Source organism: Roseateles asaccharophilus (genome assembly GCF_031458115.1).
Lineage (GTDB): Bacteria > Pseudomonadota > Gammaproteobacteria > Burkholderiales > Burkholderiaceae_C > Pelomonas > Pelomonas asaccharophilus_A.
Map to the genome: position 1 here is coordinate 351,006 of NZ_JAVDXV010000006.1, position 14,937 is coordinate 365,942.

General features: G+C 67.4%; 15 protein-coding genes. 2 read left to right on the forward strand and 13 right to left on the reverse strand.

Going from position 1 to position 14,937, the window contains the following annotated elements; genetic code table 11:
* Nucleotides 1–34: 34 nt before the first annotated feature.
* Nucleotides 35–1,675 carry a hypothetical protein gene (locus tag J2X21_RS16875; RefSeq protein WP_310330525.1) on the forward strand — a complete coding sequence of 547 codons (1,641 nt, stop codon included), beginning with the start codon at nucleotides 35–37 and terminating at the stop codon, nucleotides 1,673–1,675.
* On the opposite strand, the gene phoR is transcribed toward J2X21_RS16875, so the two are convergent.
* From phoR to J2X21_RS16930, 11 genes are all read right to left on the reverse strand, one after another.
* Nucleotides 1,669–3,039 (reverse strand): phosphate regulon sensor histidine kinase PhoR, encoded by a 1,371-nt coding sequence (gene phoR / locus J2X21_RS16880; RefSeq protein ID WP_310330527.1) that lies wholly within the window; start codon nucleotides 3,037–3,039, stop codon nucleotides 1,669–1,671. The genes J2X21_RS16875 and phoR overlap by 7 nt on opposite strands.
* 16 nt (nucleotides 3,040–3,055) lie before the next feature.
* Nucleotides 3,056–3,757: a phosphate regulon transcriptional regulator PhoB gene (phoB, locus tag J2X21_RS16885; RefSeq protein WP_310330528.1), complete on the reverse strand. Its 702-nt coding sequence runs from the start codon at nucleotides 3,755–3,757 to the stop codon at nucleotides 3,056–3,058.
* A gap of 5 nt (nucleotides 3,758–3,762) precedes the next feature.
* On the reverse strand, nucleotides 3,763–4,470 hold the full coding sequence (gene phoU / locus J2X21_RS16890) for a phosphate signaling complex protein PhoU (protein WP_310330530.1): 708 nt from the start codon (nucleotides 4,468–4,470) through the stop codon (nucleotides 3,763–3,765).
* 10 nt (nucleotides 4,471–4,480) lie between these two features.
* Entirely contained in the window at nucleotides 4,481–5,266 is a 786-nt protein-coding gene (pstB, locus tag J2X21_RS16895; RefSeq protein WP_310330531.1) for a phosphate ABC transporter ATP-binding protein PstB, read from the reverse strand.
* Between the two features lie 11 nt (nucleotides 5,267–5,277).
* The gene (gene pstA / locus J2X21_RS16900; protein WP_310330533.1) at nucleotides 5,278–6,141 is read right to left on the reverse strand and encodes a phosphate ABC transporter permease PstA; all 864 of its coding nucleotides are present in this window, start codon (nucleotides 6,139–6,141) and stop codon (nucleotides 5,278–5,280) included.
* A gap of 58 nt (nucleotides 6,142–6,199) precedes the next feature.
* On the reverse strand, nucleotides 6,200–7,159 hold the full coding sequence (gene pstC / locus J2X21_RS16905) for a phosphate ABC transporter permease subunit PstC (RefSeq protein WP_310330634.1): 960 nt from the start codon (nucleotides 7,157–7,159) through the stop codon (nucleotides 6,200–6,202).
* 167 nt (nucleotides 7,160–7,326) lie between these two features.
* Complete coding sequence (gene pstS / locus J2X21_RS16910) at nucleotides 7,327–8,367, reverse strand: phosphate ABC transporter substrate-binding protein PstS (RefSeq protein ID WP_310330535.1); 1,041 nt, start codon at nucleotides 8,365–8,367, stop codon at nucleotides 7,327–7,329.
* A gap of 241 nt (nucleotides 8,368–8,608) precedes the next feature.
* On the reverse strand, nucleotides 8,609–9,940 hold the full coding sequence (gene glmM, locus J2X21_RS16915; protein WP_310330536.1) for a phosphoglucosamine mutase: 1,332 nt from the start codon (nucleotides 9,938–9,940) through the stop codon (nucleotides 8,609–8,611).
* A 13-nt stretch (nucleotides 9,941–9,953) separates the two neighbouring features.
* Complete coding sequence (gene folP / locus J2X21_RS16920; RefSeq protein WP_310330538.1) at nucleotides 9,954–10,796, reverse strand: dihydropteroate synthase; 843 nt, start codon at nucleotides 10,794–10,796, stop codon at nucleotides 9,954–9,956.
* A 56-nt stretch (nucleotides 10,797–10,852) separates the two neighbouring features.
* The gene (gene ftsH, locus J2X21_RS16925; RefSeq protein WP_310330539.1) at nucleotides 10,853–12,760 is read right to left on the reverse strand and encodes an ATP-dependent zinc metalloprotease FtsH; all 1,908 of its coding nucleotides are present in this window, start codon (nucleotides 12,758–12,760) and stop codon (nucleotides 10,853–10,855) included.
* 85 nt (nucleotides 12,761–12,845) lie between these two features.
* Nucleotides 12,846–13,520: an RlmE family RNA methyltransferase gene (locus tag J2X21_RS16930; protein ID WP_310330540.1), complete on the reverse strand. Its 675-nt coding sequence runs from the start codon at nucleotides 13,518–13,520 to the stop codon at nucleotides 12,846–12,848.
* Nucleotides 13,521–13,540: 20 nt separating this feature from the next.
* Here J2X21_RS16930 and J2X21_RS16935 point away from each other — a divergent pair, with 20 nt between their 5' ends.
* A complete protein-coding gene (locus J2X21_RS16935) occupies nucleotides 13,541–14,020 on the forward strand; it encodes a YhbY family RNA-binding protein (protein WP_310330542.1) in 480 nt (159 codons plus the stop codon).
* Here the strand turns inward: J2X21_RS16935 and J2X21_RS16940 are convergent.
* Both J2X21_RS16940 and greA read right to left on the reverse strand, forming a co-directional pair.
* Nucleotides 13,998–14,441 carry a DUF4149 domain-containing protein gene (locus J2X21_RS16940; RefSeq protein ID WP_310330544.1) on the reverse strand — a complete coding sequence of 148 codons (444 nt, stop codon included), beginning with the start codon at nucleotides 14,439–14,441 and terminating at the stop codon, nucleotides 13,998–14,000. The two genes, J2X21_RS16935 and J2X21_RS16940, sit on opposite strands and share 23 nt — an antisense overlap.
* Nucleotides 14,441–14,917: a transcription elongation factor GreA gene (gene greA / locus J2X21_RS16945; RefSeq protein WP_310330546.1), complete on the reverse strand. Its 477-nt coding sequence runs from the start codon at nucleotides 14,915–14,917 to the stop codon at nucleotides 14,441–14,443. The genes J2X21_RS16940 and greA overlap by 1 nt, the downstream gene beginning before the upstream one ends.
* Between the last annotated feature and the right edge of the window lie 20 nt (nucleotides 14,918–14,937).

Genomic DNA, 14,937 nt, shown 5'->3' on the forward strand with positions numbered 1-14,937 from the left:
ATCATCCCGCCACTTCCAGAATCCCGACCCGCGAGTGAATCTCCCCACCCCAGCCATCGTCGCCGAGCGTGGCGCCGAACGCCTGCCCCGGCTCGCGCTGATCCTGCTGTGCGCGGCCTACGTCATCCCGGGCATCTTCGGCCGCGACCCCTGGCGCAATGCCGACCTGACGGCGTTCGGCTTCATGGCCAGCATCGCCCACGGCGACGCGCCGTGGTGGCAGCCGGCCATCGCCGGCATCCCGGCCGAGGGCGGTCCGCTGCCCTACTGGCTGGGCGCGCTGGCCATCAAGGCCCTGCCCTTCCTGGACCAGCCGGTCGCCGCCCGCCTGCCCTATGCCTTCGTGCTGGTGGGCGTGCTGGTGGCGGTCTGGTATGCCTGCTTCCACCTGGCCCGCACCGAGGCCGCGCAGCCGGTCGCGTTCGCGTTCGGCGGCGAGGCCCAGGCCGTGGACTACGCGCGCGCGTTGGCCGACGGTGCCCTGCTGGCATTGATGGCCACACTGGGCCTGCTGGGGCTGGGGCACGAGACCACGCCCGAGCTGCTGCAGTTGCTGGCGGTGTCGGTCTACCTGTACGGTCTGGCGGCGGCGCCGTTCAAGGCCTGGCGCTCCCGCGTGGCCGTGCTGCTGGCGCTGCCGGTGCTGGCGGCCAGCGGCGCACCCGCCGTGGCCTGTGCACTGGGCCTGCTGGGCGTGCTGCTAAACCACCGCTCGGCCTATGACGAAGCCAAGAGCCTGCGCCTGTGGCTGCTGGGCTCGCTGGCGCTGGCCGTGCTGGCGGCGTGGGTGTTCCGAGGCTGGGCCTGGCGACTGACACCAGCCATCGACATCGGCTCGCTGCTGCGGCTGCTGGCCTGGTTCTGCTGGCCGGCCGGCCCGCTGGCGCTGTGGACGCTGTGGCGCTGGCGCCGCCATGGGCTGCGCCGCCACATCGCCGTGCCGGCCATCGCGCTGCTGGTGCCGCTGGCGACCTGCATAGTCATGAACGGCTCGGAGCGCGCGCTGCTGCTGGCGCTGCCGTCCATGGCCATCCTGGCCGCGTTCGCGCTGCCCACGCTGAGTCGCAGCATCGCCGCCGCGGTGGACTGGTTCTGCCTGTTCATCTTCACGGCGCTGGCGCTGTTCGGCTGGCTGTACTACCTGTCCATGCACACCGGCTGGCCGGCGCGCCCGCTGGCCAACATGCGCAAGCTGGCCGAGGGCTTCGAGCCGGACTTCAGCCTGATCGCTCTGGTGATGGCCATCGCGGCCACGCTGGCCTGGCTGGCACTGGTGCGCTGGCGCACCGCGCGGCATCGCCATGCGCTGTGGAAGAGCCTGGCCCTGCCGGCCGGCGGCGTGGCACTGGCCTGGCTGCTGGTCATGTCGCTGCTGCTGCCGCCGCTGGACTACGCCCGCAGCTTGGCGCCGCTGGTGGCGCGGCTGAAGGCCCGCCTGCCCGCCGAGGTACGCTGTATCGCGGCGCCCGGCCAGAGCCTGCCGACGCTGGCGGCCCTGGAATGGCACGGCGGCTGGCGCGTGCAGGGCCGCGGCTCGCTGAGCGACACCGACTGCGCCCACGCCGTGGTATCCAGTGGCCAGCCCGTTCCGCGTGGCTGGCAAGTCATCGCCCAGGTACGACGCCCCACGGACCGCAGCGGTAGCGCCGGCCTGGTGCTGCTGAAGCGTCAGTAGTCCGACGCCACCGTGGCGGCGTTGAAGGCCGCCTCGTCGCCCAGCGCGGCGTCGCTGCTGGGGCGCACACGCGCGGCCGGCAGCACGAGGCGGAAGCGCGAGCCCTTGCCGACCTCGCTCTGGATCAGCAGTTCGCCGCCATGGCGCTGCATGACGTGCTTGACGATGGACAGGCCCAGGCCCGTACCGCCGGTCTCGCGCGAGCGGCTGCCGTCCACACGGTAGAACCGCTCAGTCAGCCGCGGAATGTGCTCGCGCGCGATGCCGGGGCCGTTGTCGATGACGGTCAGCTCGCCGCTGCCGTCTTCCAGCAGCCGCCAGGCCACATCAATGCCACCGCCCTCGGGCGTGTACCGCACGGCGTTGGACACGAGGTTGGCAACGGCGCTGAGCAGTTCGCTTTCCACGCCCGCGATCTCCATGCCCGTGTGCGGCTGCACGCGCAGCGTGTGGCGGCCGGCGGACAAGGCCTCGGCATCCACGCCGACGCGGATCAGCAACGCATCCAGGCTGACCCAGCGGTCCGAGCCCGGCCGCGGGCTGCCTTCGAGCTGCGACAGCGCCAGCAGGTCGGCCACCAGCGTCTGCATGCGCTGGGTCTGCTGGTTCATCAGCACCATGACGCGCTCGCGCTCCACCGCCGTCAGCGGCAGCGTCTGCAGCGTCTCGATGAAGCCGGCCAGCACCGTCAGCGGCGTGCGGATCTCGTGCGACACGTTGGCGACGAAGTCGCGCCGCATCGCGTCGTTGCGCACGCGCTCGGTGATATCCAGCGACAGCACCAGACGGCGGCCTTCGCCGTACTCGCGCACGACGATGGACAACGTGCCCGGCCCGCGTCCATTGCCCAGCACCAGCGGTTCGACATAGCGACCGGCCTGCAGATAGGCGACGAAGGCCGGCGCGCGCACGAGGTTGGTGATGCGCTGGCGCAAGTCACGCTTGGGATCCAGCGCGAAATGGTCGGCCGCGACGCGGTTGCACCACAGGATGTGCTCCTGTGCGTCCAGCATCAGCACGCCGTTGGGCGAGGCCTCGATGGCGGAAAGGAACTGCTCCAGCGCCAGACGCTCGCGGCCTATGATGTTCTCGCGGTCACGCACCGCACGCTCGATGCGGTAGCCCAGTTCGCCCCACAGACCGGTGTCGCGGGGCGCGTTCTCCAGCTGCTTGCCGCGCAGCCATTCGAGCAGCCGGTAGCCGCGCAGCGCGTCGACCACCAGCGGCAGGCCCACGCCGACTGCAACGCCGAATCCCAGGCCCAGCGCGTCGATGCCGGTGATGGCCCTCACGGCCGCGCCGACGGTGAAGCCCAACAGCACGGCCAGCAGAGCCAGCAGCAGACGCGGCAGGAACCAGGACATGGGGGTGGCGTCGTCCTCAGGCGGACAGAGCGCTGCTCTGCTGGGTCAGCCGGTAGCCGGCACCGCGCACGGTCTCGATCATGCGCGCGCACTGAACGCGTTCCAGCGCCTCGCGCAGCCGCTTGACGTGGACGTCGATGGTGCGCTCCTCGATGAAAACGTGATCGCCCCAGACGCGATCCAGCAGCTGCGAACGGCTGTGCACGCGCTCGGGGTGCGTCATCAAGAAGTGCAGCAGGCGGAACTCGGTGGGGCCCAGCTTGACCTCCTGGCCATCACGGCTGACGCGGCGCGTGCCCGGGTCCAGCAGCAGCGGGCCGATCTCGACCGCACTGTCCAGCGCCTCGGGCGCCTTGCGGCGCAGCACCGCACGGATGCGGGCCAGCAGCTCGTTGGTGGAGAACGGCTTGGTGACGTAGTCGTCCGCTCCGGCGTCCAGACCGGCGATCTTGTCGCTCTCGTCGGCGCGCGCCGTCAGCATGATGATGGGCAGCTCCTTGGTGCGGGCGCTACCGCGCCATTGCCGCGCCAACGCCACGCCGCTCTGGCCGGGCAGCATCCAGTCCAGCACGACCAGGTCGGGCAGCACGCGGTCCACCTCGTACTGGGCCGCCGTCGCGCTCGCGGCCAGCGTGACCTCGAAGCCGGCGTGGCGCAGATTGATGGAGATCAGCTCGGCGATGGCCGACTCGTCTTCGACGACCAGAATTCGGCTCATGCTGCTTACCTCACCATCGTTTCGACGGCCTCGGGCGTGTTGTGACGCACATCCATGCCCTTGACCACGTAGATGACCACTTCGGCCAGGTTCTTGGCGTGGTCGCCCACGCGCTCGATGGCTTTGGCGACGAACACGATGTCGATGGACGACGAAATCGTGCGCGGGTCTTCCATCATGTAGGTGATGAGCTTGCGCAGCAGGCCGTCGAATTCCTTGTCGATCTCGTCGTCATGCTTCAGCACGTCCAGCGCGCGCTCCACGTCCAGCCGCGCGAACGAGTCCAGCGACTTGCGCAGCTGGGCGACCGCCAGTTCGGCTTCATAGGCCAGGTCCGACATGGGCAGGCGCAGTCGGCTGGACACACCGCCGGAAACCAGCCGCTGCACCGTGCGGGCGATGCGAGCCGCCTCGTCGCCCACGCGCTCCAGGTTGGCGATGGTCTTGGACACCGCGATCAGCAGGCGCAGGTCGCGTGCCGTCGGCTGGCGGCGGGCGATGATGGTGGAGAGATCGCGGTCGATCTCGATCTCCATCGTGTTGACGCGGCCTTCGCGCGCCAGCACTTCATCGGCCGACTCGGCCGAGAAGTCGCTCAGCGCCTGCACGGCCTGGGCCACCTGGGCTTCCACCAGGCCACCCATCTCCAGCACGCGGGTGGAGATGGCGCTCAGCTCGGCGTCGAATTGGGTCGAGAGATGCTTGTCAACCATCTTGTTCTCCTCAGCCGAAACGGCCGGTGATGTAGTCCTCGGTGTCCTTGCGCTTGGGCTTCATGAACAGCTCGGCCGTCGGGCCGAACTCGATCAGGTCGCCCAGGTACATGTAGGCGGTGTAGTCCGAGCAGCGTGCGGCCTGCTGCATGTTGTGCGTCACGATGGCCACCGTGTAGTCGCTCTTCAGCTCGTGGATCAGCTCCTCGATCTTGCCGGTGGAGATGGGGTCCAGCGCCGAGCAGGGCTCGTCCAGCAGCAGCACCTCGGGCTTGATCGCGATGCCGCGCGCGATGCACAGGCGCTGCTGCTGGCCGCCGGACAGTCCGGCGCCGCTCTGATCCAGCTTGTCCTTGACTTCGGTCCACAGGGCCGCCTTCTTCAGCGCCCATTCCACGCGCTCGTCCATCTCCACGCGCGGCAGCGTCTCGAACAGCTTCACGCCGAACGCGATGTTGTCGTAGATGGACATGGGGAACGGCGTGGGCTTCTGGAAGACCATGCCCACCTTGGCGCGGATCAGCGAGACGTCGTCCTTGCTCTGCAGGATGTTCTCGCCGTCCAGCAGGATCTCGCCTTCGGCGCGCTGCTCGGGATACAGCTCGAACATGCGGTTCAGCGTGCGCAGCAGCGTGGACTTGCCGCAGCCCGACGGGCCGATGAAGGCGGTGACCTTCTTCTCGGGGATGTCGAGGTTGATGTTCTTCAGCGCGTGGAAGCCGCCGTAGTAGAAGTTCAGGTTGCGCACCGAAATCTTGGCGCGCTCGCTCAACGAGGTTTCGATCTTGGCGTCCATGATCGGGTTCCTTAGTGTTTGTTCTTGAAGAGCACGCGGGCGAGGATGTTCAGCAGCAGCACGCCCATGGTGATCAGGAAGACGCCGGCCCAGGCCAGCTTCTGCCAGTTCTCGTAGGGACTCATCGCGAACTTGAAGATGGTGACCGGCAGGCTGGCCATCGGTGCGCCGAGGTTGCTGGTCCAGAACTGGTTGGACAGCGCGGTGAACAGCAGCGGCGCCGTCTCGCCGGACACGCGGGCCAGCGCCAGCAGGATGCCGGTGATGACGCCGGCGCGGGCCGCCTTCAGCGTGATGGACAGGATGACCTTCCACTTGGGCGTGCCGAGGGCGTAGGCCGCCTCGCGCAGCGCATTGGGCACCAGGCTCAGCATGTTCTCGGTGGTGCGGATGACGACCGGGATGACCAGCAGCGCCAATGCCAGCGAACCGGCGAAGCCCGAGAAGCTCTTCATCTTCGCGACGACGACGGCGTAGACGAACAAGCCCACGACGATGGACGGCGCCGACAGCAGGATGTCGTTGATGAAGCGCACGGAGCTGCCCAGCCAGGTCTTCTGACCGTACTCGGCCAGGTAGACGCCCGCCAGGATGCCGACCGGCGTGCCGATCAGCGTGGCCAGGCCCACCATGACGAAGCTGCCGAAGATGGCGTTGGCCAGGCCACCGCCCTCGCCTTGCGGCGGCGGCGTCATCTCTGTCAGCGTGGCCCAGCTCAGGCCGCCTATGCCCAGGTAGATGGTCTCGAACAGGATCCAGATCAGCCAGAACACGCCGAAGGCCATCGCGCCCAGCGACAGCGTCAGCGCGACGACATTGATGCGTTTGCGCTTGTGGTGCATCGCCAGGCGGCGAGCGTCGAGTGCGGTAGTCATTGGAAAACCTCCGTGCTTTGCACTGCGGAGCGAACCCCTTCGGGCGACCGTGCGGGGTTCATGCCCGGGCTCCTTCGTTCTTCTTGAGGCGCAGCAGCAGCAGCTTGGAGATGGTCAACACCACGAAGGTGATGAGGAACAGCACCAGGCCCAGGTACATCAGCGAGGCCTGGTGCAGGCCTTCGCCGGCCTCGGCGAACTCGTTGGCCAGCGTGGACGTGATGCTGTTGGCCGCCTCGAAGACGGACAGCGAGTTCAACTGGTTCATGTTGCCGATGACGAAGGTGACCGCCATCGTTTCACCGAGCGCACGGCCCAGCCCCAGCATGATGCCGCCCACGACACCGGTCTTGGTGTACGGCAGCACGACCTTGGAGACGACCTCCCAGGTCGTGGCGCCCAGGCCATAGGCCGATTCCTTCAGCATGGGCGGCGTGACCTCGAACACGTCACGCATCACCGACGCGATGAACGGGATGATCATGATCGCCAGGATGATGCCGGCCGACAGGATGCCGATGCCCACCGGCGGGCCGGAGAACAGCGCGCCGATGTAGGGCACGCCGCCGAACAGCGCCTGCAGCGGCTGCTGCACGAAGGTGGCCAGGATGGGGCCAAACACCAGCAGGCCCCACATGCCGTAGACGATGGACGGCACGGCCGCCAGCAGTTCGATGGCGATGCCCAGCGGCCGCTTCAGCCAGCTGGGCGAGAGCTCGGTCAGGAAGATCGCGATGCCGAAAGACACCGGCACGGCGATGACCAGCGCGATGAACGAGCTGGCCAGCGTGCCGTAGATCATCACCAGGCCGCCGAACTTCTCCTGCACCGGGTCCCATTCCGCGCTGGTCAGGAAGCCCAGGCCGAAGGTCTTCAGCGCCGGTGCTGCACCCATGACCAGCGACAGCAGGATGCCGACCATCAGCAACAGCGTCAGCCAGGCCGCACCCTGAGACAGCGCGGCGAACACCGTGTCGGCCCAGGGAGCGACACGGCGTCGCTGGGGTTGTGGGCTCAGCGGCGCACTGCGCTGCTGAGGCTCGCTCCGGTCGGCGCCGGCGCTGTCGGCGGGAAAGATGGCAGCCAAGAAACCTCCGCGGTTCAGGTCACGGGCGGGCGCGTCGGACACGGCAAAGCCCGGCGGCTGCCGGGCCTGCTGTGCGGTCGCGTGATGCGCCCTTCAAATCACTTGTAGGCGATGGCCTTGCCGGCCGTGTCCTTGATCTGGTCGGCCCACTGCTTGCGCACCAGATCCTTCACGCTGGCGGGCAGCGGCACGTAGTCCAGTTCGTCGGCCAGCTTGTCGCCGTTGTTGTAGGCCCAGTCGAAGAACTTCAGCGCGGCGCTGGCTTGCGCGGCCTTGTCCTGGGACTTGTACATCAGGATATAGGTCGGGTTGGTCAGCGGCCACGAGGCCTTGCCCGGCTGGTCGGTCGTGATCTGGTAGAAGGTCTTGTTCCAGTCGGCGCCGGCGGCTGCGGCCTTGAAGGCGTCGTCGCTGGGGTTGACCCACTGACCGTCCTTGTTCTTCAGCTGGACAAAGTTCATCTTGTTCTGCTTCACATAGGCGTACTCGACGTAGCCGATGGAGTTGGGCAGACGCTGCACGAAGGCGGCCACGCCTTCATTACCCTTGCCGGCCGTGCCGGCCAGCCACTTGACGGTGGTGCCTTCGCCGACCTGGGTCTTCCACGACTCGCTGACCTTGGACAGGTAGTTCGTGAAGATGAAGGTGGTGCCGGAGCCGTCGGCGCGGGCGACCGGGGCGATGGCCGCATCGGGCAGCGCCACGCCGGGGTTCAGGCCGGTGATGGCCACGTCGTTCCACTTGGTGATCTTGCCGAGGTAGATGTCGGCCAGCACGGCGCCGGTCAGCTTCAGCTGGCCGGGGTTCACGCCCTTGATGTTGATGACGGGCACCACGCCACCGATGACGGTGGGGAACTGCACCAGGCCGTCCTTGGCCAGTTCGTCGTCCTTCAGCGGCATGTCGGAGGCGCCGAAGTCCACGGTCTTGGCCTTGATCTGGCGGATGCCGGCACCGGAACCCACCGACTGGTAGTTGATGCGTGCACCGGAAGCCTTGTTGTAGGCGTCGGCCCACTTGGCGTAGATCGGGGCGGGGAAGGTCGCGCCGGCGCCGGTCACATCCTGGGCGAGGGCCGCTTGGGTGCCGAGGAGACCGGCAACGAGGGCGAGAGACTGGCTGACCTGGACAAAGTTCATCTGGAGCACCTTAGGGTGGCGGATTGACGATGGGCTGCATCCTAGGGATCGAATGTGACGACTCCGTGACCGTCGATGGCGGCGCAAGCCCATTGGAGCGCGCTCCGCCGCCGCTGTGAAGCCGTGGTACACGCAATATGACAGTGTCATTCGACCGTCACGGAATCGTCACACGCCCCAAAAGCGGCCAGGAATGACAAAGGCCGCCTCGATGGGCGGCCTTTGAACAGGAAGCGCAGGCTCAGGCGGACACGGCGTCCACCAGTCGCTGGGCGCAGCGCTGGGCCACGCCGGCGTCCGACGCTTCCACCATCACGCGCAGCAGCGGCTCGGTGCCGGACGCACGGATCAGCACCCGCCCGCGGTTGCCCAACTCGGCGACGACGGCGGTCTGCTCGTCCGCCAGGCGCTGGTTGCTCTTCCAGTCCTGGCCCGCGGCCAGGCGCACGTTGATCAGCGTCTGCGGGAACAGCTCCACGCCGGACAATTGCTCGGCAATGCCCCGCCCGCTGCGGCACACCGCCTGCAGCACCAGCAAGGCGCTGACGATGCCGTCGCCGGTGGTGTGCTTGTCCAGCGCCAGCAGGTGGCCGGAGCCCTCACCGCCCAGCTGCCAACCGCGCGCGGCCAGTTCTTCCAGCACATAGCGGTCGCCCACCTTGGCGCGCACGAAATCGACATCGCGCGAGCGCAGCGCCACCTCCACGGCCATGTTGGTCATCAGCGTGCCGACGGCACCCGGCACGCGCTGGCCCTGGGCCAGGCGGTCCGCGACCATCACGTACAGCAGCTCGTCGCCGTTGTAGAGCCGGCCGCTGGCGTCCACCAGCTGCAGCCGGTCGGCGTCGCCGTCCAGTGCGATGCCGTAGTGCGCGCCGTTGGCCTTTACCGCCTCCACCAGCGCACCGGGCGCCGTCGCGCCGAAGCCGGCGTTGATGTTGAAGCCATCGGGCTTGCAGCCGATCGAGATGACCTCGGCGCCCAGCTCATGGAAGACGTCGGGCGCGACGTGATAGGCCGCGCCATGGGCCGCGTCGACGACGATCTTCAGGCCCTTCAGCGTCAGGTCCGAGCCGAAGCTGGCCTTGCAGAACTCGATGTAGCGGCCGCGCGCGTCTTCCAGCCGCTTGGCACGGCCCAGGCTGGCGGAGTCCACCCATTGCGGCGCGTCGTCCAGCGCGGACTCGACCGCCAGCTCCCAGGCGTCCGGCAGCTTCTCGCCCTTGGCGGAGAAGAACTTGATGCCGTTGTCCTGGAAGGGGTTGTGCGAGGCGCTGATGACGACGCCCAGGTCCTGGCGCAGCGCGCGGGTCAGGTAGGCCACGCCGGGCGTCGGCAGCGGGCCGGTCAGCAGCACGTTGACGCCGGCCGATGCAAAGCCGGCTTCAAGCGCCGATTCGATCATGTAGCCCGAGATGCGCGTGTCCTTGCCGATCAGCACCGTCGGGCGCGGGTTGTTCTTGCGCAGCACGCGGCCCACCGCATGTCCCAGTCGCAGCATGAAGTCCGGCGTGATGGGATCCTGGCCGACCGTGCCCCGAATGCCGTCGGTTCCGAAATATTTGCGGCTCATCGAGCTCTTCCTTTTATTCAGTGGGGCCGATTTTCGCCGCATCGACGGCCGCCCACACCTTGAGTGCGTCCACCGTGGCAGCGACATCGTGCACACGAATCACGTTCGCGCCTGCGCTGACGGCCCGCAAGGCGGCGGCGATGCTGGCCGGCAGCCGTTGCTCGACCGGCCGGCCGGTGATTTCACCCAGCGTCCGCTTGCGTGACCAGCCCACCAGCAGCGGGTAGCCCAGGTCAGCCAAACGCTGTTGGCCGGCGAACAGGCGCAGGTTGTGCTCCGCGGTCTTCGCGAAGCCATAGCCCGGATCCAGCGCGATGGCGTCAGCCGGAATGCCCGAGTCGAGCGCCGCCTGCGCCCGCTGGGCCAGGAAGGCGCCCACCTCGGCCACCACGTCGCCGTAGACGGCCAGATCCATCATGGATGCCGGCTCGCCGCGCATGTGCATCAGGCACACGCCGGCACCGCTGCCCGCCACGGCGGCCAGCGCGCCGGGCTTCTGCAGCGCCTGCACGTCGTTGATGATGTCGGCGCCCGCGTCCAGCGCGCGGCGCATGACTTCGGGCTTGCAGGTGTCCACCGAGACCGGCACGCCCAGCTGCAGCGCAGCAGTCAGCACATCGGCGATGCGCTCCCACTCCATATCGGCGTCCACGCGCGGCGCGCCGGGGCGGGTGGACTCGCCACCGATGTCCAGGATGTCGGCTCCTTCCGCCACCAGCCGCTCGCAATGCGCGATCGCGGTGCGCGTGTCGTCGTGGCTGCCACCATCCGAGAAGGAGTCGGGCGTCACGTTGACGATGCCCATCACGCGGGGGCGGCTGAGGTCAACGCGGAAGCGGCGGGTCTGCCAGTGCATGGTCTTCGCAATGAAAAAGGCCCGGCGGAAGCCGGGCCTGGTGATGCTGTCGAGGATCAGGCCGCGGCCGGGGCGCCGTCGGTGCTGACCGGGGGCGTGCCGCCGCCCGTCGGGCCGCTGGGGGTGGGCGTGCCGCCGCCGGGTTCGCGCGGCGGGCGGCCGGCCATGATGTCCAACACCTGGTCGCGGTCGATGGTTTCCCACTTCATCAGCGCCGAGGTCATGGTTTCGACCTTCTCGCGGTTCTCTTCCAGGATGCGCTTGGCGATGGCGTACTGCTCGTCCAGGATGCGGCGCATCTCGGCGTCGACCTTCTGCTGCGTGCTCTCGCTGATGTTGGCCGTCTTGGTCATGTTGCGGCCGAGGAAGACTTCACCCTCGTTCTCGGCATAGACCATGGGGCCCAGCACTTCGCTCATGCCGTAGCGCGTGACCATGTCGCGAGCGATGCGGGTGGCGCGCTCGTAGTCGTTGGACGCGCCGGTGGAGATGTCCTTCAGGAACAGCTCCTCGGCCACACGGCCACCGAACAGGATGCTGACTTCGTTCAGCATCTGCTTGTAGTACTTGCTGTATTGGTCGCGCTCGGGCAATTGCCAGGTCACGCCCAGCGCGCGGCCGCGCGGCATGATGGTGACCTTGTGGACCGGGTCGGTGCCTTCCAGCATCTCGGCGACGATGGCGTGGCCGGACTCGTGATAAGCCGTGGCGCGCTTCTCGTCCTCGGTCATGACCATGCTCTTGCGCTCGGGGCCCATGTAAAGCTTGTCCTTGGCGCGCTCGAAGTCGATCATTTCCACCAGGCGGCCACCGCGACGGGCAGCGAACAGCGCAGCCTCGTTGACGAGGTTGGCCAGGTCGGCGCCGCTCATGCCGGGCGTGCCGCGGGCCAGGATGGACGCGTTGACGTCTTGCCCGATGGGCACCTTGCGCATGTGCACGTTGAGGATCTGCTCGCGGCCACGGATGTCCGGCAGCGTCACGTAGACCTGGCGGTCGAAGCGGCCCGGGCGCAGCAGCGCGGGGTCCAGGATGTCGGGGCGGTTGGTGGCCGCGATGACGATGACGCCGAGATTGGTGTCGAAGCCGTCCATCTCGACCAGCATCTGGTTCAGCGTCTGCTCGCGCTCGTCGTTGCCGCCGCCCAGGCCAGCACCACGGTGCCGGCCGACAGCGTCGATTTCGTCGATGAAGATGATGCAGGGCGCGCTCTTCTTGGCCTGCTCGAACATGTCGCGCACACGGGCCGCGCCCACACCGACGAACATTTCAACGAAGTCGGAACCCGAGATCGTGAAGAACGGCACCTTGGCTTCGCCGGCGATGGACTTGGCCAGCAGCGTCTTGCCGGTACCCGGAGGGCCCACCATCAGCACGCCGCGCGGGATACGGCCACCGAGCTTCTGGAACTTCTGCGGATCCTTCAAGAAGTCCACGAGTTCCTTAACCTCTTCCTTGGCCTCGTCGCAGCCAGCCACGTCGGCGAAGGTGATGGTGTTGTTGTTCTCGTCCAGCATGCGGGCCTTGCTCTTGCCGAAGCTGAACGCCCCGCCCTTGCCGCCGCCCTGCATCTGGCGCATGAAGTAGACCCAGACGCCGATCAGCAGCAGCATGGGCGTCCAGTTGATCAGCATGCTGATCAGGAAGCTCTGCTCCTCGCGCGGCTTCACGTCGAACTTGATGCCGTTGTTGCGCAGATCGCCGATCAGGCCGCGGTCGAGGTAGGTGGCCGTCACGCGCAGCTTCTTGCCGTCGGTGGTCTCGGCCATGATCTCGGCGCCGCTGGCGCCGCCCTCGGTCAGCGTGACCTGCTTGATACGGCGAGCCTGGACCTCATCCAGGAACTCGGAGTAACCGATCTGGTTACCCGGCGCCGTCGCGCCGCCGAACTGCTTGACGACCGTGAAAAGCACCAGTGCGATCACGATCCAGACGGCGAACTTCGAAAACCATTGATTGTTCACTGCGACTCCTTGGCCCTGATGGCCCAGCGCGGGTTTCAGGACAGTGGGGGCGATTTTAGGGGCGGCAAGGGGGCTACCCCTGTAATCAGCGGTTTTTCAACCCGATGCCGACCAAGAATGTCTCGGAAGAGCGGATGCGGGACGCCTTGGGCTTCACGACTTTGAACACCTTGAAGTGCGCCTTGAAGAGGTCCACAAGCTCGTTGTAGCCGCTGCCATGGAAGACTTTGGCCACCAGAGCGCCGTCGGGCTTGAGGTGCTTGTCGGAGAAATCGACGGCCAGTTCGATCAGGTTGGAGATACGGGCGGCGTCCGTCGATGCAATGCCCGACAGGTTGGGCGCCATGTCCGACACGACGACGTCCACCGGCCGGCCGGCCAGGGCTTCTTCGAGCTGGGTCAGCACGGCGTCTTCCTGGAAGTCGCCCTGGATGAACTGCACGCCCTCGATGGGCTCGAACTCCAGCAGGTCCAGCGCGATGATGGTGCCGTTGAGCTGGCCCACCGCCGCCCCGCCGCGTCCCGCCTCCGTGGGCGCGAACTTGCGGCGCAGGTACTGGCTCCAGGCGCCGGGCGTCGCGCCCAGGTCGACGACCACCTGGCCCGGCCGGATCAGCTTCAGCTCCTCGTCGATCTCCTTGAGCTTGTAAGCCGCGCGCGAGCGGTAGCCGTCCTTCTGCGCCTGCTGCACATAGGGGTCGCTGACGTGGTTGTTCAACCACGCCTTGTTGAGTTTTTTGCTTTTTGTCTGCGTTTTCATGCCTACGGGATAATACGGTGATGCCTCAAATCATCCTGACCCCCGCCCAGCGCAAGGACAAGCGCGCCGATGCCCATCATCTCGATCCGGTCGTGATGATCGGCGGAGACGGTCTGACGCCGGCCGTCGTGAAGGAAACCGACGCCGCGTTGAAGTCCCACGGCCTCATCAAGGTCCGCGTGCTCGGCGACGACCGCGAGGCGCGCGAGGCGATGTTCGCGCAGCTGTGCGACGAGCTGAACGCCGCGCCCATCCAGCACATCGGCAAGCTGCTGGTGCTGTGGCGGCCCATCCCCGAGAAGGCCAAGGTGGAACGCGAACACGCGATGCCCGGCCCGCGCGTCGTCAAGATCGTCAAGTTCTCCAAGAGCGGCAACGGTCGCCCTCAGATCAACAAGGTCAAGGTCATGGGCAACGAGCGCGTGACCCAGGGCGGCGAGATCAAGCGCGTGAAGAAGCGCGCCGTCAGCACCAGCGTCAAGAAGCGCGTCGCTGACTGATCCAGGCCAGGGCCAGCACCGCGAGGCCCTTCACGCCGAAGAACGCCAGCGAGGCGCCATGCAGCGCCGCGAATGACGCAACGCCGGTGCCGGCCCTGGCATCGGCCATCATCGGCTGCAGGCCGTAGTAGCCGGCAATCGTGCAGAACAGCGCCACCGCCGGCAGCAGCAGCCGGGCGGAGAACTGGTCGCTTGTTCCGCCCGCCTCCACCGTGTCGCGTGAGATACGCCGCTCGATCAGCATCAGCATCAGACCCAGCGCAAGGCTGATCTGCGCCTCCAGCGCGAACACGCGCGCCACATAGCCCCCCGCCTGCGCCCGCTCCAGCACGGCAAAGGCGCTGGGCGTGGCCACGAAGGCGATGCAAAGCAAAAGGCCGCCCCACAGGGCGGCCAGCAGGGCTTGAAGCCGGGCGAACATCACTCGTAGCGCACCTTGATGATCTCGTAGCGGCGCACGCCGCCCGGGGCTTGCACCTCGGCCGTGTCGCCGGCTTCCTTGCCGATCAGCGCGCGCGCGATGGGTGAGCCGATGGAGATGCGGCCCAGCTTGATGTCGGCCTCGTCGTCGCCGGTGATCTGGTAGGTCACGGCGTTGCCGCTGTCTTCATCTTCCAGGTCCACCGTGGCGCCGAACACCACGCGGCCGCCGGCATCCAGCGTGGACGGGTCGATGATCTGCGCGACCGACAGCTTGCCCTCGACTTCCAGGATGCGGCCTTCGATGAAGCCCTGCTTGTCCTTGGCCGCGTCGTACTCGGCGTTTTCGCTCAGGTCGCCCTGGGCACGCGCCTCCGCAATCGCCAGGATGACGGCCGGGCGTTCCACGGTCTTCAGGCGGTGCAGCTCTTCCTTCAGCGCCTCGGCGCCGCGCTTGGTCAGGGGGATGGTGCTCATATCGTTTCGGTCAGGGCAAA

Coding starts and splice junctions, on each gene's coding strand:
- phoR (WP_310330527.1), bottom strand. CDS start 3,039: ATGTCCTGGTTCCTGCCGCGTCTGCTGCTGGCTCTGCTGGCCGTGCTG.
- folP (WP_310330538.1), bottom strand. CDS start 10,796: ATGCACTGGCAGACCCGCCGCTTCCGCGTTGACCTCAGCCGCCCCCGC.
- phoB (WP_310330528.1), bottom strand. CDS start 3,757: ATGAGCCGAATTCTGGTCGTCGAAGACGAGTCGGCCATCGCCGAGCTG.
- J2X21_RS16935 (WP_310330542.1), top strand. CDS start 13,541: ATGCCTCAAATCATCCTGACCCCCGCCCAGCGCAAGGACAAGCGCGCC.
- J2X21_RS16930 (WP_310330540.1), bottom strand. CDS start 13,520: ATGAAAACGCAGACAAAAAGCAAAAAACTCAACAAGGCGTGGTTGAAC.
- pstA (WP_310330533.1), bottom strand. CDS start 6,141: ATGACTACCGCACTCGACGCTCGCCGCCTGGCGATGCACCACAAGCGC.
- J2X21_RS16940 (WP_310330544.1), bottom strand. CDS start 14,441: ATGTTCGCCCGGCTTCAAGCCCTGCTGGCCGCCCTGTGGGGCGGCCTT.
- pstB (WP_310330531.1), bottom strand. CDS start 5,266: ATGGACGCCAAGATCGAAACCTCGTTGAGCGAGCGCGCCAAGATTTCG.
- greA (WP_310330546.1), bottom strand. CDS start 14,917: ATGAGCACCATCCCCCTGACCAAGCGCGGCGCCGAGGCGCTGAAGGAA.
- phoU (WP_310330530.1), bottom strand. CDS start 4,470: ATGGTTGACAAGCATCTCTCGACCCAATTCGACGCCGAGCTGAGCGCC.
- glmM (WP_310330536.1), bottom strand. CDS start 9,940: ATGAGCCGCAAATATTTCGGAACCGACGGCATTCGGGGCACGGTCGGC.
- pstS (WP_310330535.1), bottom strand. CDS start 8,367: ATGAACTTTGTCCAGGTCAGCCAGTCTCTCGCCCTCGTTGCCGGTCTC.